Here is a 21,836-nt window from a genome sequence, read left to right as displayed (position 1 = left end):
CCTATAGTTTGTGTAATGAGGTCTTTTTCCAGATTCCACCCACGTGCGGGAGAATACTCTCTTCCATACCAAATGATCTGAAGGTGCAGGTCATTCCATAATTCCTTCGGAAACAATCGTTTAGCGTCTTTTTCTGTTTGTACTACGTTCTTGCCAGAGGAGAAGCCCCATCGATACATCAATCGGTGTATATGGGTGTCTACTGGGAAAGCGGGTATTCCAAAAGCCTGTGATACCACTACACTCGCAGTTTTATGACCAACACTAGGAAAGGTCTCCAAAAGTGCTATGTCCTGAGGAACTTTCCCGTTGTAATTTTCTACCAGGATCTTGGAAAGACCATAGATTCCTTTAGATTTCATTGGTGATAGGCCAACAGGTTTAATAATCTCCCTGATTTCTTCCACACTCAATTTGATCATATCATACGGATTATCGGCTTTTTCAAATAAAATTGGAGTGATTTTATTGACGCGCACATCCGTACTCTGAGCGGAGAGCAGCACCGCTATCAGAAGGGTATAGGGGTCCTTATGTTCCAAAGGGACAGGAATAACAGGGTATAAGTCATTCAGAGTATTAATAGCAAAATCAACTTTTTCAGATTTGGTCATATATGATTACTTTTACGGCCACAGTAAAAAAAAACGCATGAAAACACTAAAAGAAGGGGACAAAGTTCCCCAATTTACATCAAAAGACCAAGACGGAAAGGAAATTAAACTCTCTGATTACAAGGGAAAAAAACTAATAGTTTTTTTCTACCCCAGGGCAAATACTCCGGGTTGTACGGCCGAGGCTTGCAATTTAAGGGATAACTACAAAGAATTACAGGCTGAGGGTTATCATTTATTGGGTGTGAGTGAAGATTCACAAAAGAAACAGGCTAGTTTCAGGGACAAGTACGAATTCCCTTTTCCCCTGTTGGCAGACGAAGACCACTCAGTTATCAATGCCTTTGGCGTTTGGGGTCCAAAGAAATTTATGGGGAGAGAATACGATGGGATTCACCGAACTACCTTTATTGTAAGTGGCGAAGGAACAGTTGAAAGGGTTATTGATAAAGTAAATACCAAGGATCACGCCGCACAGATCCTATAGAAGCCAGTAAATAAAAAAGCCCTGATTCTGATCAGGGCTTTTTTTATACTTCTTCTTTTTCTTCAATGGTGTGTTTTGAAAAGAGTTTTTTCTTCTTAATGATCTCTGAAACTCCTTCAGGAAGCATTTTTTCCCAACCTTTTTCACCACTGGTGATCTTTTTAAGGACGTCTCTGGAAAATATATCCATAATTTCCGTGTCGTAATCAATGATGTCCATCACCTTCCCATTGTATTTAAAGAACTTATAGAGTTCTTTCATCCTCGGATGTACCTTAATGTTGTTGCTGGTCATGATCTGACCTGTTTCAGGGTTTTTCATGGGATAGAGATACACCTTGAGGTCCTTAAAGAAAAGTTTTCCAAAGGCTTCTAGAATACCCCCACTTAAATGCCTGTAATACTTTTCATCAAAGATTTCCACCAGGTTGTTCACTCCCATGGTAAGTCCTATCCTGGCTTTTGTAAAATTCCCCAGATATTCTACGAGTTTGTAATATTCCTGGAATTTTGAGATCAAAACGGTATGCCCCAGGGAGCACAATAATTCTGCCCTGTCCATAAAATCCTGTTCATCTATTTCCCCCGATGCCCTGAGATTGGAAAGGGTTATTTCGAACATCACTATGGTATTCTCTTCTTCTACAGTTTGTTCCCGTATAAAAATATCATAGGATTTTTGGAACATATCCATATTCACCTTGGTTACCGGTCTGAAACTTCCGCGCAAAGCAAGGATGTTCTTTTTGTACAAAACTGCCGCCGGTAAAAGGTTATTTCCATCAGGGCCGAACATCACCGCATCGGTCATGTCATTCCGTATCAATTGAAGGCTCATTAAACGGTTATCCACATTCTTGAAGTTGGGACCGTTGAAATTTACCATATCAATCTCCACAGTATCCTTATCCAGGTGATCGTACAGGTATTTTAAGAGTTTCCGTGGCTTATTGTATTTGTAAAAGGCACCATAAATTAAGTTTACACCAACGATCCCTAAGGTTTCCTGTTGTAAACGTGCTTCGTTTTGTTTAAAACGAAGGTGTAGTATAATCTCGTCGTATTCTTTCTGATTGGGGTCTAACTGGAACATAATGCCAACCCAACCATGCCCTTTATATCGCTTAGAAAAATCTATGGTAGCCACCGTATTGGCGTAGGTGAAGAAGAGTCGGTCCGGATGATCCTCCCGACTTATACGCTCCTCCATTAAATGCATTTCATGGCCCAGCATTTTTTCGAGACGACTCTGAGTTACATACCTGCCGTCTTTTTCGGTACCATAAATGGCATCGCTGAAATTTTTATCATAGGCGCTCATTGCCTTGGCAATGGTCCCGGAGGCACCTCCGGATCTGAAAAAATGGCGGGCAGTTTCTTGTCCGGCACCAATTTCCGCAAAGGTTCCGTAAATAACCGGGTTTAAATTGATGCGGAGAGTTTTGGCCTTTATAGAAGGAATGTTTTCAAATGCAGGATCTTGATTTAAAACAGAGGACATTCAACAGGTTTTACGGTACACAAAGTTAACAAGAATGGGCAATCTTTTAAATAAATAAGTCATAAATTTGAATAAAATAGATGAGCTGTTGAAATTGACTTTTTTGGGAACAGGAACTTCTCAAGGGATCCCGGTAATTGGGAGTACTCATCCGGTCTGCCTTAGTGAAGATCCAAAAGATAAAAGACTGCGGGTTTCAGTAATGGTCAGCTGGGACAATTACACCTTTGTCATTGATTGTGGGCCCGATTTCAGGCAGCAAATGTTACGACATAAGGTATCCAAATTAGATGGCATTCTATTTACCCATGAACATTCTGATCACACCGCAGGGATAGACGATATACGGCCGTTTTTTTTCCGACAGGGAGATATTCCCATTTATGCCCACCAACGGGTGGTAGATTCCCTGAAAATACGATTTGATTATATTTTTTCTGAAAACAATAGATATCCAGGCGCTCCTGCAGTGAAAGTTAATGTAGTGGAAAACGGACATCCTTTTCCAGTAGGAAATTTATACGCGCACCCTATTGAAGCATTTCACAACCGTTTACAAGTGTTCGGATACCGTATAAAAGACTTCGCGTACCTTACAGATGTGAAATCTATTGATGATAAAGAAATAGATAAGATAAAAGGCGTTAAGGTATTATGCATTAATGCATTGCGTATAGAATCACATCACTCTCATTTTAATCTGGAAGAAGCGTTGGCCTTTGTTCATAAAGTACAACCAGAACGTGCTTATTTTACTCATATCAGTCATCATATGGGATTCCATCAGGCGGTGCAAAAAACGCTTCCCAAGAATGTGTATTTAGCTTATGACAATTTAATTATAACTATAGACGAATGAAGACCAGAATATTTCTGTATTTATTTATTTTTTCTGCACTGATAGCGCTCTATCTCTATGTGAGTGGTGCCAAACAAGTTTCAGCTATTGGCGAACAAAATACGGAGCTTAAGCTTCAAATAAAACAATTGGAAGATTCCCTGCGAACAACGGAACTTAAGGTTTTGGACCTTCAGTACTTTTCCCTGGATACCAATGACGATGCACTTTCGTATTATGACCACTTGTCCCTTGAAGATCCTGGCAGGTATATTGCTGACAAATTATTGGAAAGTAACGAATCCGGAGGAGATAATCCCCTGATCCCTTACGAAGGGATGGAAAATGATTTTAAGATCAATAAAATTAAATTGTTAAATCACAAATGGATCATAGCCGACTTTTCCGATGGCAAGTACTGGGGTGAATTGGTCATCCTCTATGAATTAAAGGATGATTTGTCCGTAGATTTTACACTGATCGATCATTTGTTGTATACCCGTAGCAATTAAATATGCTTTTTGAGCCAGGCATTCATGGCGTAGAAATTCTCTTGTGACACCCCGTGGCCAGTAGGGAAATCTTCGAAAACAAAGTCTATTCCTAAATTTTCCAGGATAGGTGGGGTTTTTTCGGCCCAAGAAAACGGAATAACAGGATCTATGCGACCATGAGATATATACATGGATAGTTGGCGGTGATCTTTTTCTTTATAAGACTCTATAAGTATATTCTCATCAATATAACCGCTGAGTCCAATAACATTTTTCACCAAATCAGGGTATGAAAGCCCAAGAGCGAGACTAAGTACGGTCCCCTGACTAAATCCTAACAAAGAAATACTATCCGCGTCTAGCTGATATCCTTCAATAGACTCCTTTATAAAGGCCACCATTAGGCCCATAGATTCTTTTGCCTGCTCCACATCGCTCCACTTTCCAAAATTAGCATCAAAATTAATCGCGTACCATGCATATCCGTAAGGAGGCATAGGATGCGGAGCTCTTACAGAAATAATACACAGTTCCTCCGGAAGTTCTGTAGAAAAGGAAAATAGATCCTCTTCATTACTGCCATAGCCATGAAACAAAAACAGGGCAGGGGCCTTGGCAGAAGTATGCTTGGGAGGACGAATAAGATGTTCAAGGGATAAGGGGAGGGTAGTCATGCTATTGAATAAAGGTGAACCATTTTTGAAAATAAGGACCTATCACCGGTAAGAGATTTAATTTTCCACTCACGGCCCCTAAAAATCCATAGAACCACATTGCGAAATGGAAGGTATAAAGAGCAAGCCAGGCATATTTAGAGAACCATACGCTCAGAAATAACGCACAGCCAAGAAATACCAGGTGCAAACCAAATGCCTGACGTGTATGGTGCCTGGCATAAGCATTCTTGGGTTCAGAATTCATGGAGATAGCGATCAAGGCTCCTACAATAGTAATATAGGCCACTATGGCCGTTGTCTTACCTTCTTTTATCTCACTGCCGGTCATATTGTGATGTTTTTATCCGTTAGGATAATATAAACTGATTATTAACAAATACCCCGTAAACGCTTCCCTTGCCTTTTTGACCAATAAACATGCTGTTTTTTGAAGTAGAGCGGATGTTCTCTTTGGTGAAAACTACCTTCCCTTCCGGATTAAAGAGACTTAAATTAGCCGGTTCACCTTCCTTGATACTGGTTGTTGGAACAGCAAATCGCTCTCTTCCTCGGCTAAGAAGCCTTATAGCAGTTTCTGTATCAAATAAGGAATTTAGTACCCCAAAGGCAGATTCTAGTCCAAGTGATCCAAAGGCAGCATGGTCAAATTCAATGCGTTTTTCTTCAATGTCTATTGGCAGATGATCTGTAGTCACCAAATCTATTGTCCCATTCTTCAATCCCTTTTTTAAGGCTTCGATATCTTTTCTGGTACGCAGAGGCGGCAACACCTTGTAATTTGTTTCAAATTCTTCCAATACATTGTCCGTGAAACATAGATTGTGCAACGCAACACTGCAGCTCACATCCAAGCCTTTCTTTTTGGCTTCAGCAATTAAGTTAACAGCATTGGCGGTCGAAATGGTTGGAATATGGAGTTTGCCTCCGGTGTATTCAAGGATAAATAAATCGCGTGCGATCTGAATCTCTTCTGATAGGGCAGGAATCCCTTTGAGCCCAAGCTTGGTAGACATTGTGCCTTCATTGACCACTCCATGCGCTGCAATGGAAGTGTCCATAGGGAAGGAGAGGACCAACCCATCAAATCCCTGTGCGTATTGCAAGGCAATTTTCAACAAGTTTGCATTCATTAGGGGTCTTTTGAAATCGTAGAAGGCCACGGCACCTGCATTCTTCATGTCGTAAAGCTCGGCAAGATCTGTACCTGCACTATTCATTGTAAGAGTTCCCATAGGATGTACTCTTGCGCCCTTTTCTCCGGCCGTTTTCTTCAAAAAGACCACATCTCCGCTGGTGTCAGGGAGTGGTTTGGTATTAGGATTTAAGATAATATCTGTAAAACCGCTATAAGCGGCAACTCGTATTCCATTTGCCAAGGTCTCACGTTCTTCGTAGCCTGGTTCTCCAAAACTTACACTGCTATCTATCCAACCTTTTGAAACATGAAGATTAGGAAGCGTAATCACTTTGGTTTTTGAATCGGCCTTAATGGAGGCGGCTATCTTTTCAATAATCCCGTTCCTGATCCAGATATCTCGTACTTTTTGATGTAATCCACGATTTTCTTCGTCGAGGATAGTAGCGGATTTTAATAGTATATTCATCTAAGTACTTTTTGAATGATTACTTCCGTCAGAATAAAAAGCAGTGCTAAAATAGCAAACCATTTCCAAAGGCTTGTTACCGCATTGTCATTTTCAAATTCATTGAATACTTCGGATATAGAACTTCTGATCATTGTTCCCTCAATAGATGTGAGCTCTAAAAAAGATAATCTGCTTTCATCTCTGGGATAGTTAAAACTTAGGGACCTTTGCTGTTGAACATTCTTTAGGTGATACGTCCCTGCCTCCTTTGGGTACTCCGAAAACCAAAGTCGGGTCTTTTGGCCTATAGATTGCTGTTGTGGAATAAATTCGTCATCTCCCTTTTCCACACTTACTATTCTGTCTTGCTGCATTATTTCTGGAATGTCTATACTGTTAACACTGCCCATATTGTAATAAAGTGCCGCCAGCTTTCTGCTTTGCAGCCCAATAGTGTATAGACTAGGAACTATCAAGGGAGAATTTTTAAAATCTGAGTTCTCTTTACTCAAGGATGCCGTAAATACGTACATATTGTCTTTGCTTGCCAAAAAGGGAGCCTCACTGGCAAAGGAAAGAACATGGGCGGCATTTCCAGATAAGGTGTATGCACTTTGTACGCTTGGATATTGAAAATTTTTGATCCTATCTTCAAAAACGTTTGTAAATAAAGGATGGGCATACTCAATTCCGGTTATTTCCTGAGGTATGGCGAGTGCCGGTCCATAAGAGATCCCATAAGGCACTAATAGGCTGTTGAAATCTCTTATGATCATATCTTTTGAAGGGATGAGAATCATAGTGCCTCCTTGTTGTAAATAGTCATTGAGAGCAAGCTCTATAGGCGATTCTAAAGAGTCTACTTCATTTAGAATTACCAGATCTTGCCCTTTAAGTAAGGGAATGGCCTGTTCTTGATCATTTATGGGAAGGTATTGGCAGTTATCATCACTGAACAGTTTTCGCAAATACAAATCATCTGCATTTCCTATGACCAAAATATTTACCTTTTCCCGGGTATTGATATTAAAAAATAGCTCATTGTCATACGCCAGACCAATATCGTTGATGCTTACCTTTCCCTCTATATTCTCATTGGGAGGGAGGGAAATTACAATTTTAGAAGTACCCTTTTCATTATAAGCCACTGCTGCTTTTGCAATAAGTGATTCTCCATTGAAAACAGATATCGGAGTAGACTCAAATTCCGAACTACCAGATACAAGTACCACTAAATTCTTTTCGGGGGTATTGCCTGTTTCCAAATAAAGGGAGTCAATCGAGATATTTGATACCTTCTCTACACGAAGAGGTACTAAATATTTTTCTATTCCATTTATCGAATCCCCAATGTCTTCACCCATCGATCTTTGAAAATCGGATACAACCACAAGCTTCCTTACGGCCATATCTTTTTTGTTGAAATAGGTGTTGCTTTTTAATACGATATCTTGCAGGGTAAGCTGATTCGTACTAAATGAAAGCTGTAATAAGCTATTCTGAATGTCTTTTATAGTAAGGTCCCGGTATTCACTGTCATTGGTAAATAAGGTAAAAGTAAGGTCTTCAGGTATGGCATTTATAAGTTCTTGCACGGCTTCCTCTAGTAAAGAACTATTTTCTTTACGAAGCTGCATACTATGAGAATTGTCTAAATAGATTGCCATTTCCTGCTGTTCCAGAGCTTTCGATTTTGCGAGAAAAGGCTGTGCAAATGCGATGATCAACACCGCAAAGAGCGCCATTCTGGTCAATAAAAGCAACCATCTTTTTAAAGACTGACTTCTTTGTGATTTGGCCACCACTTTTTGAAGTAGCTTCACATTTGTAAAAGGAGTTTTCTTAAATTTTCGAAGCTGTAAAAGATGAACGAGTATAGGAAGTAGGAGGAGCCATAAGGCCCAAAGTAGTTGCGGATATTTAAACAACATTCCTATTAAACATTTGTCAAATATACTTATTTTTTAAGAGGTGAACCCTCCTTGCAGTATTTAATGGAATTTGGTTTGGATTACAGATATTAGCTCAGCATTTTTATTAGCAAAAGAAGTAAAAGTCAGCCATAGCCTTTTGATCTTTCTCTTCCAGAAACTGGCGGATCTGTGCTTGGGCCTTTGCATTTGCGACAGTTAGAATACTCTGGGGTTTTTTTATTTTTTCAATCATCGTATAGGAAGATAGTATGTTGCCGTAGATTTCTTTCCCTATTTTGTTTGGATTATCGCACACCCATAAAAAAGGAACATTTCTCTGTCTTAAAAGTTTAGCTACGGTTTTACCTTTATTCCCTGCACCCCAAACTACCAGGGGCCGCTTTGAATTCCAATCTAATTTTAAGAAATAGTAGACCTTCAGATCCAGGAAATAGTTTTGTGCGTAGTGCAAACTGGTACGCGATGTTCGGGTATCATAATCGCGCCACAAATGAACTACTTGCTCACATGGCAAACAGCGTAGATTGGCCTCAAACATCCGAAAAGCAAGATCGTAATCTTCCGGATAACGGTCATGATCAAAAGCACCACAAGCATCAAGGTCAGTTTTATGAACCATCCAACTGGGCGATGGGATAACGCATTCTTTGTACCGTTCTTCAAAATTTGAAGCGGTATGAGTTAAGTTGTTTAACCATGCTTCATATCGTTTATAACCGTTGCTAATCCCTCTGTCTGAAAAATAGCGAACCTTACCCAAAGAAATGTATCCAGGGCCCGATATTCTGAGGGCAGAGGCCATGATATCTATCTTTTCAGAGGTCATTATATCATCAGAATCCATACGGGTGATAAATCTACCCGAAGCGGCAGCATACCCCGTCCGCAAAGCCATGATAATTCCTTTGCCATTATTTGACAATAGTTTTATTCTCGGATCCTTATCGGCAAAACCTTGTACTATAGCCGCACTGTTATCTGAAGAATGGTCGTCTACGGCCATTACTTCCCAATACTGATATGATTGAGCAATGACAGATGTAAGGCAATCAACTAAGAATTTTGATGTATTCTTAAACGGTATGAGAATACTAACTACTTGGGTCATCTTTTGAAAGGGAAATAGGCTGAATATTTTGTAAACAATGAAAAATTACCTTAGGGTTCCTTTTTCTAATTGCTAAGTTCTTTAATTAGCTGTTTTAATTGCTTTAGCAATGGCCTCTAAGGCCAGAGGTGCCATGATTTCATAGCCGGCTTTAGTAGGGTGAACCCCATCGTAGGCCAGGTCCTTATCCATACCATTTATATCATTGACCATGGCAGTGTAATAATCTAAAAAGTGTAATGAAGCTTGTTCAGTATACTCTTTGATCATTGCATTCAATGCCGGAATCTTTTTATCGGGCTCTAATCCTGGTCTCCAAGGATAGTCAGAGGCCGGCAATACAGAACATAGGATCACTTCAATATTATTCGCCTTTGCTAATTCTGACATAGATTTTAAATTTCCAAGAATATCATCCAGGGTCATTGGACCCGTATTCCCTGCAATATCATTGGTGCCAGCAAGGATAATGACCACTTTTGGATGCAGATCAAGTACGTCTTGCCTGAATCTCACCAGCATTTGCGGGGTGGTCTGGCCACCGATTCCCCTGTTTATAAAAGGCCTGTCCTCAAAAAAGGAGGGCATGGTGTGAAGCCATCCAATGGTGATGGAATTGCCAAAAAATACTACCCTTTCCGTTGATGAAGTCATGGATATTTTTTTATTTACTTCCCGGAATACCCCTAGTTGCGCCCAGTCTTGTGCTAAGATGGATCCCTGATGAAGGAAAAAACAAAAAGAAGCTAACAAGAGAAAATTTTTCATTGCACAGAGTTGAAGACAAGGACTGGGAAAAGATAATAAATTAGAAAGTTGTTCACTAAAAAAACCCCGCTTTATTAGAGCAGGGTTTCACTTGATAAGGTTTCTTGTCATGGCTTATTCACAAGCTATATCATCTCCATTACTGTCCCAGCAATGCCAAAGTACGTCCTCAAAATAGGCGACTGCTCTAACACGACCTTCATAGGAGGTACGATTCCATTCAATATCTACTTCTGTGAATTCCTGAAGGTTTGTATCATATACATTGGCGCTAAAATAGGCGTCAAGGTCCCCTTCTTGTAATCCGTATTCCAGATAACTATTTCTAAAAGGATCCGCATTTTCCTGATCGTCCAATTCGCGAACCCAGGTGTAACGGATGCTTCCAATTTCGTCACCAGATTTCTCCCAGTCTATCCGTAACATTTCATCAGGTCTTTCCGGACTTTGCTTAAGGGTCCAGTCGCCACTATTTCCATCCAAGGCAGATTCCCCGCTAAACCAGAGGAATTCATCAAAGCCCTCAATTCCCATTTTTGTAATATACATGTTCCAAACAACCTTATTCGCAGTTAACTGTCCTGTGAGTCGCGCTGTATATTCACTGGTAAATCCATCTACGCTATACGTCCATTGCCAGGTGTCATCCGAAATTTTTTCGGGAGTTTGAGTAATTGCTGCCCGGAAGGAAGCAACTGGTACTGCAAGGGTTGTATACAGAGCTGAACTCCATACACCCACAACAATTCTAGAAAACACCCAATTCCCGTTGGGAGCCTTATTGTCATAAACCAGGGTAGTAGCCTTTCCGGATGTTCCATTCTCATCAAAAGCGCCGAAATCGATAGCCATAGATTCAAATGGAGGCAATTCGGGGGAGGTTGCTTGTTCATTAGGTTCGCTCGATTTCTCACACGAGCTTGCAAAGATCATGATCAGGGTGAGCATCACACCTGATATTTTCCAATTTTTCATACTTGTATATTTAGTTTATTTATCCTAAAATATTCTGATTTCATAACGCTCGAAAGCCTATAAAAGTATCAGAACAACAAATATTTCTTGGTCTCATCAGCAAATGAAGACATGATCTGCTTGTCCAAGGATAAAACGGTGTATAAAAGGATCTAAGGTCACCTCCTAAAGAGACCTTGAGATAATTACCTGGCCCACATTAATAGGCCTAATATTTTGCACTCTTTCCGTTGGCCTGGGTATTTTGAATGAAGGTTCGGATATCTTCATTGGCCTGTTTTAGATCTTCTCTTCTCAAGTACATCATATGGCCGCTGCGATATCCTTTAAACTGGAACCTGTCTTTCATTCTTCCACTTGGATCTACCTGCCACATTGTATATTTAGCATTAAAATATGTGGTGGCCCCATCATAATAGCCACTTTGTATCAAAACGTTCAGATACGGGTTTTGGGCCATGGCTTGTCTAAGGTCATCACGAGTATTGTCATCATCATTGTTCCAGGGTCTAACCGGGCCAAACATATTGTATTTTATGTCTGTCTTAAATTTTAGTTCTTCCTGCAAATAATAATTAATGGCAGGCGTAAAACTGTGAAGCCAGGAGGTGATCTCAGCATTATAATCCGGTCTTACCCCGGCTAGCTCTTTATCTATCCCCAAATAGCGACTATCTAAACGGCCTACTGTAAATCCTTTGTCTCGTAGCAAAGACTTCCAGAAATAGGAGGTAGGCACGGTAAGATTTTGTGCTAAAATGTCTTCTTTGGACAGGCCGGAATAATAGGCCATTTTTTCTGCTACTGAAGAACGTTCTGCCGAACTGATAAAACCGCCTTTTGCCAGAGCAGGTATAAGGGTGTTGATGGTATAATCTTCAGATTCCGGTAGTATTTCGAGCAGGTCCTTGCCCTGTAGTGCTGCCGGTAAAGCTTTATGATGCCAGGCAGCAGCAGTATAGTAAGGAAGGTTCAAGGCGTCACTTACAGGTCCGCCTACCCGGATCACTTTATAATCTGCCGGACTCACCATGATCACTCCATTGAGATACATCCATTGTTGGTTCTGCAGGGCAAGTGAAAGGCCCATTACCCTGGTACCACCGTAACTTTCCCCGACGATATATTTAGGTGATTGCCAACGGTTGTGACGCGTTACAAAGGTATTCAACCATTCTGCGAGGTATTTGATATCGGCATTGATTCCAAAAAATTTCTCCCTGTCTACTTCCTTTCCTGTTTCGGGAATAGTACGAGAATACCCGGTGTTGGCAGGATTCACATAAACAATATCGGTCACATCCAACACCGAATAAGGATTCTGACTAACTCCATAAGGTTGTACCGGATAACCTTCATCATCTATTTTTAAGACTTTTGGGCCGGTGTAGGCCAAGTGCATCCAAACCGATCCCGATCCGGGGCCTCCGTTAAAAGAAATTAGCAAAGGTCTGGCAGCCCGGTCCTTTACATCGTTTCTTGTATAGTAGGTGTAATGAAGTGAGGCAATTGGTTTACCTAAATCATCCCAAACAGGCTGCATCCCCGTTTTGGCAGTGTAGGAAAATGTGTTTCCATTTACAGTAACGTTATGCTGTGTTGTTACCGCCGTATCTAAAGGAATTGAGCGATTTTGACCAGTAACCGCGCATAGGGTAACCAGACTGGTGACTACTGTCAGGATCTTTAATTTCATTGCTTTCGTTTTAATGAAGCTTAAAAATAGGAAAATAAGTTGAGTAAAAAATCGGCCATTAAAAAACCTTTTTTCTTCATTTGAAACTAGGAAATTAAGTTAGTATCTTCGAAAGGAATGGGTCTATAAAAAAGGGCAATGAAAAAAATATCAAGAAGAACGTTCAATAAAAAACTATCCACTGGCATCTTTGGCGCTGGCGTACTGGCAAGCATGCCATTAGCCTGTGGTATGGGCAGAGACACCTCTGAGAAATCCTCTTTGGGGATAGCGTTGGTTGGCCTTGGAAGTTATAGCACCTATCAGTTAGCACCTGCCCTGGCACAAACAAAGCATTGCCACCTGGCGGGCATTGTTACGGGTACCAGGGAAAAAGAGAGTTTATGGGCTTCAAAGTATAGTATACCCACTACCAATATTTATAATTATCAGAATTTTGATGAGATAGCTAAGAACAAAGACATAGATATTGTGTATGTGGTACTCCCTAATAGTATGCATGCCGAATTTTCAGTACGGGCTGCGAAAGCAGGAAAGCATGTCATTTGCGAGAAACCTATGGCCGTCTCGGTGGAAGAATGCGATGCAATCATCCAATCTTGTGAGAAAGCTGGGGTGAAATTGGGAATAGGATACCGACTTCATTCCGAACCTTATACACAAGAAGTTAAGCGATTTGTAAAAGAGAATACTTTTGGAAAAATCAATTATGTGCTGGCAGAGGCGGCGTATAAGTCAACAGGAAATCCTGGACAATGGCGTTTGAACAAAAGGCTATCCGGGGGTGGTGCGCTAATGAACATGGGGGTGTACAGTATTCAGAGCGCCATTTATGGTACAGGCGAAAATCCGCTACGTGTAAGTGCTCAGGAGTTTAGTACCAGGCCTGAATATTTTAAGGAAACCGATGAGACCATTACTGCGCAATTAAAATTTCCAAGTGGAGCCATGGGGAATATATTTACTTCACACAATGCAAATGCCAATAGGTTATACGCCTCATGTGATTCAGGATGGTTTGCATTAGAGCCTGCAAATAATTATGGACCTTTGGCGGGAAGCTCGTCTTTAGGGCCAATAGCTTTTGAACACGAATCACAGCAAAAGCTGCAAATGGATGATTTTGCAAGTCATATTCTATATGGTACCGAAAACAGGGCACCAGGGGCCATGGGGAAACGTGATATGATTATTGTAGAAGCAATCTACAAATCTATTGCAGAAGGAGGGAGCACAATTCCTCTAAATCTTGGTAATATGGGATTGGTGTAGTACAGGAGCTAATACTCGTTTAATAACCAATAGTGAGCCCGTTGATTGGTTGCAAAAACTTTTAATCGGGCAGACCTGTTCGTAGCAACATCCACTAGGAAGTCAGACAAAGATTCACTTTTCCAAACAAGGGCAATCATAACGGTCTTACCCAGGACTTCTGCTATTTTTTCTCCTAGGAAAAAGAGTTCTATCAGGGCTATATCCTTAGCTACGACCAAATTCAGATCTACGAGTATTTTATAACACTGGTGATCTTCACATTCTTGTAAGATAAGATTAGGAAGTTCCAAGAATTCCCGGTAGTCATACGCACCCCGCATGGTCATCACCAGGTGCTTGTTCTTTTTTATTACGGAGTAACTACTTACCATCCTTAAAGCTTAAACCTTGCTGTTGAATAGTAATTAGTTAGGTTATTGTATTTTAAATATACAAAAAAACAGATGACAGCCTGTTCAATTTGTAAGTAATTGTCTACAAAAATTAATAGCTGCTATTAATTCTTAGTGTAAATTGTAGATGACCTAAAGCTGTTGGTAGCGTATGCTTCTGGTGTGAAGTTTTATTTTGGATTTAAAAGTTTTCAAATACTCCCAGGCCGAAAAGAGCAAAATCGTATTTAACTGGGTCTTTCGGATCGATTAATCGCAGATTTCCATCAAGTTCGGCAACCGCTTTGGCATCATTCTGCTTGCGAGTAAGAAGGCCTAATTTACGGGCAACATTACCTGAATGAACGTCTAGGGGGCATGATAGCTGAGAAGGGTCTAATGATCTCCAAATTCCAAAATCTACGCCGGTACTGGCATCTCGTACCATCCATCTTAAAAACATATTAAGTCTTTTAGCGGCAGATCCTTTCGATGGGTCTGAAACATGCTTTTGTGTTCTAGGGGAATGAGGTAATTCAAAAAAAAGTTCTTTGAACCTTGCAATGGCAGGCTGTAAGGTGTTATGCTGGGCATATTTGCTAAAAATAGCTTCCATTCCCTCTTGCTCGGCATATAGGTGTTTTAGAGCCCTAACGAAATATTGCAGGTCAATTCCGTTGAAGGTTCTATGCACAAAGGAATCCAGAATACTTAGATCACTTTCTGTATGCTCCATTACAAATTGGTAGGGCTGCATGTCCATAAGTTCCATGAGGATTTGGGCATTATTAATGATGCTTTTCCTATTTCCCCAGGCGATGGTTGCTGTAAGGAAGGCACTGATCTCTATATCTTCTTTTCCGCTAAATTGGTGGGGGATTTGTATAGGATCTGATGTGAGGAAAGACGGATGATTGTACTGGTCTACCTTGGCATCCAGAAATTCCTTTAGATCTGTGTTGATCCTGGACTTTCTTTTCATAAGTCGGCCGTAATTAAAATGAATAGGAATAAGATTCCATTGTGCCCGGCGTGCAGTAAAATTGCCCAAGTAAGCCCAATACGAACACGGATATAGCCTAGAAAGACCCCCATGACTGTCTGTGGTGCAATTAGAAGGGGAGAAATCCACAAAACTTCTGAGGCATTCTCAAAATTGCTTAGATGAATACCACCAAAGAGGAGGCAGGAGGTGTAAAAGGCAATTGAAAAGAATCGTGATTGTTTAAAAAAGAGTAACGGTCCCCTAAAAATGAACTCTTCTATAATAGGTGCAACAATGGCCATTAGAAAGAAAATAAAGAAGAGGGAGTATTTTTCAAGTAAATCATCTGAGGCGTGCTTGCCGGGATCAATATCAAACGCCCATGTTAGGATGCTCACAAAAAATGCAATACCTACTCCCAGTAACAGGTTCCACCCCAGGCAGCCCAGGAAAATTTGTTTTTTATAATGAAAGGGGGCGTTGGGATATGCCTGGTATACGGGATTTTTAAAGAATTTCCAGACGTGTTTTAACATTAGTTCTTAACAATTTGCCCATCTACCATTGTAAGTTTTCTGTCTGCCATATTTGCCAGTTCTTCGTTATGCGTTACAATGACAAAGGTTTGTCCAAATTCTTTCCTCAATTGGAAAAACAACTTATGCAGTACATCGGCACTCTCAGAATCGAGATTACCACTAGGTTCATCTGCAAGGATTACAGATGGATTGTTAATTAAGGCGCGGGCAACCGCCACGCGTTGTTGCTCGCCCCCAGACAGTTCGCTCGGCTTATGGTGATACCTGCCTGTTAGGCCTAGGAAGTCGAGTAATTCTCTGGCTCTTTCTTCGGCTTTCTGTGTAGCTGTTTTTTTTATATAAGCAGGGATACATACATTCTCAAGGGCTGTAAATTCTGGTAATAACTGATGAAATTGAAAAATAAATCCAATATGTTCGTTCCTGAAGTGAGCCAATTCTTTGTCCTTTAATTCAGTGACTTCTACATCATTGATTGTCAAGGCACTATTCTTTGGATTAGACTGATGATCTAGCGTTCCTAGGATTTGTAATAAAGTAGTTTTCCCCGCGCCAGAAGCACCAACTATGGAAACTATTTCGCCTTTTTTTATGGCCAAATCCACGCCCTTTAGGACCTGTAGTTTTCCATAATTTTTTTCAATATTTCTGGCACTGATCATTCCTTTTTCTTTTGGGGCTGAAAGTACATAATACCTTGCGGATTACAAAATATCACGACCTGTCTCAGGAATTTTGGACCACTTTTTAAAAAAGTTGTACACCCCATAAACATTGAGCTTTTTTGAAAATAGGATAATGCTAATTATACGTTAAAAAGGATTGAACATCGCTTAATTGTGTAACTTTGTTTAAGTTTAAAATAAAAATAATAAACAAACGGATCAATTCATTGATTTCGCTTTAATTTCATCAAGCTTATGGCACCGTATCAAAATCTGGAAGAATACAATCTGAACATCACAAATGAAGTTAAAGAGCGATACTCTAAGATCCTTGATGAAATAGGGGAGGATGTAAATCGTGAAGGCTTGGAAAAAACGCCGGAACGGGCTGCAAAGGCGATGCTTTTCTTAACACAAGGATACCAACAGGATGCAGTTCAGATCTTAAAGAGTGCCATGTTTGCTGAGGCATACGATGAAATGGTTATCATTAAGGATATTGAGGTCTACTCTTTATGTGAGCACCACATGCTGCCATTCTATGGGAAGGCGCATATTGCATACATACCCAATGGTCATATAGTTGGCCTGAGCAAAATACCCAGGGTTGTAGATGTTTTTGCCAGGCGCTTACAAGTACAAGAAAGACTTACACATGACATACTAGAATGTATCAATGATACACTGCAACCCAAGGGAGTAGCCGTGGTCATCGAAGCTTCCCATATGTGTATGATGATGCGTGGGGTTCAAAAGCAAAACTCTGTTACAACCACCTCAGGGTTCCGGGGCCAATTTGAAAAGATTGAAACCAGAAATGAGTTCTTAAAACTCATAAGCTCTAAACTCTCCTAAACTTCAGGATTTTATATTGTATTTTTCTTCTTTGGATAATCAGCTGTCTTTTGATTATTTTTAAACCGAGATGAAAGATCAGAACAAAGTAAAATACCTTTTCCTGGGCTTGCTTTTTGATGGTATTGGGATGTTATCCTTTATGATACCCGGAATAGGGGAGTTTTCAGACGTATTATGGGCGCCACTTGCCGCCTGGCTTATGACAAGAATGTATAAAGGAAGTTCCGGCCAGCTAGCTGGAATCGTAACTTTTATAGAAGAAATTATTCCCGGATTAGATCTTATTCCAAGTTTTACGCTGATGTGGCTTTACACCTATGTTCTTTCCAAACCAGGCAGCAAGAAGGTCATCAAATCCAAATAAACTTTTTATACAAAACCAGTTTTATCACCTATATGGGATAAAACAGTCCCAGACTGATGTTTCGTCCAATATTTGGTATGTTGTCTATTTTCAGCCTAGAGAGATGCGAAATATATGTTTTGTCCAATAAATTATTTACACTTAACCGCACATCCATCTCATTCCCGAACACCTTCACAGAACCTCCAAAACCGATATTTAAGAGGGTGTAGCCGGGAGTGGGAGTTTCAAAATCACTTATCTTGTTTTGGTCCATTACAGTGAGAAGTGTCATATATCCATACACCCTTTGTATCCATGAGGTAGCTGAGGATTTTCCTTCTATTCTCAAGGTATTGGTAAATTTATTTGCGGGGATAAGGGGTAGATCCTCATCATTTTTTAACACCCCGGTGACCGTTTCAAACGTACTTTCCAGGTGCAACCAATCTAGCGGGTGCGGGTGTATATGAACTCCTATTTCACCCCCGTAAAGGGTAGCGTCTTGTTGCCTGTATTCATACACCGCATCCAGATCTACAAAGTCGCCTGTGGGTTCGAGATATATAAAATCGTTTACTGAATTATAGAATCCGTTTACAAATACTTCCAGATGCTCGTTGGTAAATTCAAGCGAAAGATCTAGTTGAATGTTCTTTTCATTTTGCAGGTCAGGATCTCCTATCTCAAAACGGTTGGTACCTTCATGAATCCCATTGGAAGTTAGTTCCGCCAAATTTGGAGCCCTGAAACCTGATGCTGCATTGAATCTACCCACCAGATTATTTCCCAGATCTGACCGGATCCCGGCTGCGGCATTCACACTGTTAAAATTACGGTCTAGTGCAGCTATATAGCCTTCTTCCCCCAAGGATCCGCTTTCCTCACCGCTGATTTTTCTGTGGTCATAACGCAGTCCAAGTTGGATATCTGAACTCTCGAAATGGATATGTGAGGTGGTTAGTACCCCAATATCTTTGGTCGTAGCATCTGGGATGAGTACTTCTTCCCCAAAATTCTTATTGGTTTGATCAATTCCTTGTACGCCAACAATAGTTTCCAGTCTTTTTCCTTTTGGTAAATGATATTGGATATTGTAGTTAAAGGTGGACAAATTCATATCTAGTGCCGGAAGAACCGCCCCTCCTTCTTCGTATTCTTTGCGGTCATTAAAGATATATCCCAGGATCATTTTCAGACTTCCGTTTTTGAGAAATAAATCAGAAGAACTACTGAGAATATGGCTTTGAATTTCCTGATAAGGAGTGTCCGGGGTTCTATTATTGGTCTGTTCTCCGATCTCTTCGGGAATTCCAAGATCCGATTTATTAAAATTATACCTCAGGTCTGTTTTGAACTTACCACTTTGATAGGCTATACCAGATTTAAGATCATATTCCTTAAAACGAGAATTGGTTACCTGTTGATCATCACCAGTACGGTAATCTTCATGCGAAGCAATACCTGCCCGCAGCAGAAATTTTAACTTCTCTCCCGAAGTTTTATACCCCAAATTGGAGGCTATCCCCTCGGTATTGGAAAAGTAATTGAGATTAATATCCCCGGAGTCAGTTCCTGCTAAGGAATATTTTTCCGGGTTCAGATAGAGAACCCCGCCCAACGCATCGGAACCGTATAGTAAAGAAGCCGGCCCTTTGATCACTTCAATACTTTCTATCCCGGCATCAGAGATCCCCAGGCCGTGTTCATCACCAAATTGTTGATTTTCTAGACGAATACCCTGGGTGTACACCAAAACCCTGTTTGCACTGAGTCCTCGTATTACAGGCTTCCCTATGCCGATACCCGTGGACACACTCTCCACCCCGGCAATACTGCGAATCCCATCTGCCAAGGTAATGGCTCCGTTGGTTCTTAAGTCGGCCATCTTTTCCTGCTCTACTTTCATAACATTTTCACGTTGTAATTTGTGAAATGGGGTAGAGACAATAACCTCCTGCATTTCAATGACACTTGGCGTTAGGACGATGTTGAGTGAATTGACGCCCGATTGAATATCAAGGGTTGAGGAATAGGTAAGATACCCTATATAGGAGGCAATGAACTTATAACTTCCTAACGGCACATTGTTTATAATGTATTTTCCTTGCTTGTCTGTAATGGCACCCTTCTCCAATTGAGGAAAGTAAACGGATACCTCTTCAAGAGGTTCCATGGTTTCTGAATTGATGATACTTCCTTCCAGGGAGTTTTGTGCATAAGAAATCGACCCACAAAGAAGTAATAATAATGTTAGCGGTATTTGCATCATGAATAGATTTATAAATAAAAATAAAATGAATTTCTGCGATTACACAGCTAGTGGTGGGGCTCTTAAAGAGAAATAACGTCTTTGTGTAGTTAAGGCGGGAACAGAATATACATGATGCAATTCCCCTTCCTGCTGGGATATGGAGAAGTCCATTGAAGAAAGCGTTGGATAATAAAATTTTACCAACACAAGGTCTTGAAAATCGCAATTGAATTCTGATTCATGAAAGTGTGTGGAAATATCACTGTTGCATACAATAGAGGTATGGTGGGTAAGGGCGTGATGAATGGTAGTAAGGGAGGGCAGGAGTAATACGCCGAAAAGAAAGCAGGCCGTTACTAATGTTCCGTAATTAATGGTGTTTTTCTGCACGATGTAAAATAATCATTTACTCGGCTAATATACTGTTAAGGAAACTACAATTATTTTAAAAGAAAGCCCAAACCAATTCTATGAAGCATTTTCTTTTCAAAATTCCAAAAGAACCGGAACTGGCCAAATAACCAACCTAATAAGACCAATAGAATTTGATAGATAGGAAAAATAAGCAGTATCCTCAAACTCCAATAAACCCATCCACTCCACCAGCTTAGGGGAAATGAATCGCGGGAGAGGCCTATCCAATTCAGGAAGGGTTTGGCCACGAATACGGAGGCCGACCCGGTGATGGCAAAAACCCAGAATATCACAAGCAATTGCCAGTTACTTTGTATCCCCCAGCGTTCCTTTAGACCCACCTTTATCTTTTTTTTAAGTCGCCAAAGTTACTCAATTAGATCCTGGGGGCAAAAGGACCCAGCTGTTGATTGTATTTACGCTGGAAATAAATAAAGTAATTAAATAATTTATAATTCACTTCATATCCATAATCTACCAATGGATCGTAATTGATCTGAAGCTCATATAATTGCGGATCGTACTGCAACGTATTGATAACCCTGTTATTCCACTCAATAACATAAAGCCTATTTCTGTTCTCGAGAAAGGTTTGAGAGTAATAGCCCTCTGGGCGTGCCACTGCCTGTAGCCAGACATTAAAACCAGGTTCAATTATGATGATCTCGTAATTGGATTCCGGATTCGAAATCTCCACCGTGTCGGCTGCATTGGAGGCAAAAGCCTGCTTTTCTTTATCTGTGATCTCAGAAGTAGATTTTGATCCAATACAGCTAATGGAAATGAGCAAAGCACATACTGAGACCAATAGATAGAAGTATTCCTTAGTCTTATTTATTTTATTTTTCATAGTACCCTTAAGATACAAAAAAACCGTCCGGATTGCCCGGACGGTTCAGTTAAAAATCGTTAAAGATTTGAGTTGTTATTTCCCAAAAAGGCCGCCTAACATGCCTCCAAGGCCTCCTTTTTTCTCTTTTGTTCCCAATACCATACCGGCTACATCATCTAAGACACTTCCGTCGCCATCTGCATCAATGAGACTATGAATTAGGCTCTGATTTTGTTTTGGCTGTCCTCCTAACATGGAACCCAGAAGAGAACTAAGACCATTTGCATCACTCACATTACCCTGTGCTTTTTGTCTTCCTAGAAAACCCATGACGATGGGAGCTGCTATTTTTAAGATCTGAGCTATGCTTCCTGCATCCATGCCAGATTTTTGACTTAAGGCATTTTCTACGGTTGGTTGTTTATTCCCTAAGACATGGCCAAGAATGCCTGCTCCGTCATTAATTACATCGCTATTCACGCCTCCTTGAAAAAGGCCCCCTAAATTATCCAAAATACTCCCGTTGTGTTTGGAAGAAAGAGCGTTCATTAATCCGGCAGCATTTTGTGGGTCTGATGTATTTTTCTTCATGGCACCAAGCAGTAGTGGCATTGCCATACTT

General features: G+C 40.5%; 25 protein-coding genes. 6 read left to right on the top strand and 19 right to left on the bottom strand.

Annotated features, from left to right (window positions below):
- Positions 1-614 (bottom strand): endonuclease III domain-containing protein (locus WBM49_RS00275; protein WP_424370051.1); only part of this gene is annotated, 614 nt, incomplete at its 3' end.
- A gap of 37 nt (positions 615-651) precedes the next feature.
- Between WBM49_RS00275 and bcp the strand changes: the two genes are divergently transcribed.
- Positions 652-1,101, top strand: a complete 450-nt coding sequence (gene bcp, locus WBM49_RS00270) for a thioredoxin-dependent thiol peroxidase (protein ID WP_424370050.1) — start codon at positions 652-654, stop codon at positions 1,099-1,101.
- A gap of 43 nt (positions 1,102-1,144) precedes the next feature.
- On the opposite strand, the gene WBM49_RS00265 is transcribed toward bcp, so the two are convergent.
- Positions 1,145-2,602, bottom strand: a complete 1,458-nt coding sequence (locus tag WBM49_RS00265; protein WP_424370049.1) for a TonB-dependent receptor — start codon at positions 2,600-2,602, stop codon at positions 1,145-1,147.
- An 88-nt stretch (positions 2,603-2,690) separates the two neighbouring features.
- Between WBM49_RS00265 and WBM49_RS00260 the strand changes: the two genes are divergently transcribed.
- Positions 2,691-3,461 (top strand): MBL fold metallo-hydrolase, encoded by a 771-nt coding sequence (locus WBM49_RS00260; protein WP_424370052.1) that lies wholly within the window; start codon positions 2,691-2,693, stop codon positions 3,459-3,461.
- Complete coding sequence (locus WBM49_RS00255; protein WP_424370048.1) at positions 3,458-3,952, top strand: hydrolase; 495 nt, start codon at positions 3,458-3,460, stop codon at positions 3,950-3,952. The genes WBM49_RS00260 and WBM49_RS00255 overlap by 4 nt, the downstream gene beginning before the upstream one ends.
- On the opposite strand, the gene WBM49_RS00250 is transcribed toward WBM49_RS00255, so the two are convergent.
- From WBM49_RS00250 to WBM49_RS00215, 8 genes are all read right to left on the bottom strand, one after another.
- Positions 3,949-4,608, bottom strand: coding sequence for an alpha/beta hydrolase (locus WBM49_RS00250; RefSeq protein ID WP_424370047.1), 660 nt, complete (start codon positions 4,606-4,608; stop codon positions 3,949-3,951). The two genes, WBM49_RS00255 and WBM49_RS00250, sit on opposite strands and share 4 nt — an antisense overlap.
- 1 nt (position 4,609) lies before the next feature.
- Complete coding sequence (locus WBM49_RS00245) at positions 4,610-4,939, bottom strand: hypothetical protein (RefSeq protein WP_424370046.1); 330 nt, start codon at positions 4,937-4,939, stop codon at positions 4,610-4,612.
- A 19-nt stretch (positions 4,940-4,958) separates the two neighbouring features.
- Entirely contained in the window at positions 4,959-6,215 is a 1,257-nt protein-coding gene (locus WBM49_RS00240; protein ID WP_424370045.1) for a dihydroorotase, read from the bottom strand.
- On the bottom strand, positions 6,212-8,128 hold the full coding sequence (locus tag WBM49_RS00235) for a BatA domain-containing protein (protein WP_424370044.1): 1,917 nt from the start codon (positions 8,126-8,128) through the stop codon (positions 6,212-6,214). Before WBM49_RS00235 ends, WBM49_RS00240 begins: the two co-directional genes overlap by 4 nt.
- 106 nt (positions 8,129-8,234) lie before the next feature.
- Entirely contained in the window at positions 8,235-9,239 is a 1,005-nt protein-coding gene (locus WBM49_RS00230; RefSeq protein WP_424370043.1) for a glycosyltransferase family 2 protein, read from the bottom strand.
- An 81-nt stretch (positions 9,240-9,320) separates the two neighbouring features.
- On the bottom strand, positions 9,321-10,007 hold the full coding sequence (locus tag WBM49_RS00225) for an SGNH/GDSL hydrolase family protein (protein WP_424370042.1): 687 nt from the start codon (positions 10,005-10,007) through the stop codon (positions 9,321-9,323).
- Positions 10,008-10,121: 114 nt separating this feature from the next.
- Entirely contained in the window at positions 10,122-10,982 is an 861-nt protein-coding gene (locus WBM49_RS00220; protein WP_424370041.1) for a hypothetical protein, read from the bottom strand.
- A gap of 208 nt (positions 10,983-11,190) precedes the next feature.
- On the bottom strand, positions 11,191-12,678 hold the full coding sequence (locus tag WBM49_RS00215) for a S10 family peptidase (RefSeq protein WP_424370040.1): 1,488 nt from the start codon (positions 12,676-12,678) through the stop codon (positions 11,191-11,193).
- A gap of 138 nt (positions 12,679-12,816) precedes the next feature.
- On the opposite strand from WBM49_RS00215, the gene WBM49_RS00210 reads away from it, so the two are divergent.
- Entirely contained in the window at positions 12,817-13,950 is a 1,134-nt protein-coding gene (locus tag WBM49_RS00210) for a Gfo/Idh/MocA family protein (RefSeq protein ID WP_424370039.1), read from the top strand.
- 8 nt (positions 13,951-13,958) lie between these two features.
- On the opposite strand, the gene WBM49_RS00205 is transcribed toward WBM49_RS00210, so the two are convergent.
- The 4 genes from WBM49_RS00205 to WBM49_RS00190 form a co-directional block, all read right to left on the bottom strand.
- The gene (locus tag WBM49_RS00205; protein WP_424370038.1) at positions 13,959-14,324 is read right to left on the bottom strand and encodes a hypothetical protein; all 366 of its coding nucleotides are present in this window, start codon (positions 14,322-14,324) and stop codon (positions 13,959-13,961) included.
- A 202-nt stretch (positions 14,325-14,526) separates the two neighbouring features.
- A complete protein-coding gene (locus WBM49_RS00200; RefSeq protein ID WP_424370037.1) occupies positions 14,527-15,306 on the bottom strand; it encodes a TIGR02757 family protein in 780 nt (259 codons plus the stop codon).
- Positions 15,303-15,845: a lysostaphin resistance A-like protein gene (locus WBM49_RS00195; RefSeq protein WP_424370036.1), complete on the bottom strand. Its 543-nt coding sequence runs from the start codon at positions 15,843-15,845 to the stop codon at positions 15,303-15,305. The genes WBM49_RS00200 and WBM49_RS00195 overlap by 4 nt, the downstream gene beginning before the upstream one ends.
- The gene (locus WBM49_RS00190) at positions 15,845-16,510 is read right to left on the bottom strand and encodes an ABC transporter ATP-binding protein (protein ID WP_424370035.1); all 666 of its coding nucleotides are present in this window, start codon (positions 16,508-16,510) and stop codon (positions 15,845-15,847) included. The genes WBM49_RS00195 and WBM49_RS00190 overlap by 1 nt, the downstream gene beginning before the upstream one ends.
- 258 nt (positions 16,511-16,768) lie before the next feature.
- Here WBM49_RS00190 and folE point away from each other — a divergent pair, with 258 nt between their 5' ends.
- Positions 16,769-17,368 (top strand): GTP cyclohydrolase I FolE, encoded by a 600-nt coding sequence (gene folE, locus WBM49_RS00185; protein WP_424370034.1) that lies wholly within the window; start codon positions 16,769-16,771, stop codon positions 17,366-17,368.
- Positions 17,369-17,438: 70 nt separating this feature from the next.
- Positions 17,439-17,735: a hypothetical protein gene (locus WBM49_RS00180; protein ID WP_424370033.1), complete on the top strand. Its 297-nt coding sequence runs from the start codon at positions 17,439-17,441 to the stop codon at positions 17,733-17,735.
- A 28-nt stretch (positions 17,736-17,763) separates the two neighbouring features.
- Here WBM49_RS00180 and WBM49_RS00175 read toward each other — a convergent pair whose 3' ends face one another.
- The 5 genes from WBM49_RS00175 to WBM49_RS00155 all read right to left on the bottom strand — a co-directional run.
- Positions 17,764-19,986, bottom strand: a complete 2,223-nt coding sequence (locus tag WBM49_RS00175) for a TonB-dependent receptor (protein ID WP_424370032.1) — start codon at positions 19,984-19,986, stop codon at positions 17,764-17,766.
- 39 nt (positions 19,987-20,025) lie between these two features.
- The gene (locus WBM49_RS00170; protein WP_424370031.1) at positions 20,026-20,358 is read right to left on the bottom strand and encodes a hypothetical protein; all 333 of its coding nucleotides are present in this window, start codon (positions 20,356-20,358) and stop codon (positions 20,026-20,028) included.
- 50 nt (positions 20,359-20,408) lie between these two features.
- Positions 20,409-20,723 carry a DUF6787 family protein gene (locus tag WBM49_RS00165; RefSeq protein WP_424370030.1) on the bottom strand — a complete coding sequence of 105 codons (315 nt, stop codon included), beginning with the start codon at positions 20,721-20,723 and terminating at the stop codon, positions 20,409-20,411.
- 35 nt (positions 20,724-20,758) lie between these two features.
- Positions 20,759-21,232 (bottom strand): DUF6146 family protein, encoded by a 474-nt coding sequence (locus WBM49_RS00160; RefSeq protein WP_424370029.1) that lies wholly within the window; start codon positions 21,230-21,232, stop codon positions 20,759-20,761.
- Between the two features lie 75 nt (positions 21,233-21,307).
- Positions 21,308-21,836, bottom strand: a 529-nt coding sequence (locus tag WBM49_RS00155) for a DUF937 domain-containing protein (RefSeq protein ID WP_424370028.1), incomplete at its 5' end; no start/stop codon positions are given.

Source organism: Muriicola sp., assembly GCF_049669965.1.
Classification (GTDB): Bacteria; Bacteroidota; Bacteroidia; order Flavobacteriales; family Flavobacteriaceae; genus Muriicola.
The sequence above is the reverse complement of the archived record's forward strand: the minus strand, read 5'-3'. Positions and strand labels throughout refer to the sequence as shown.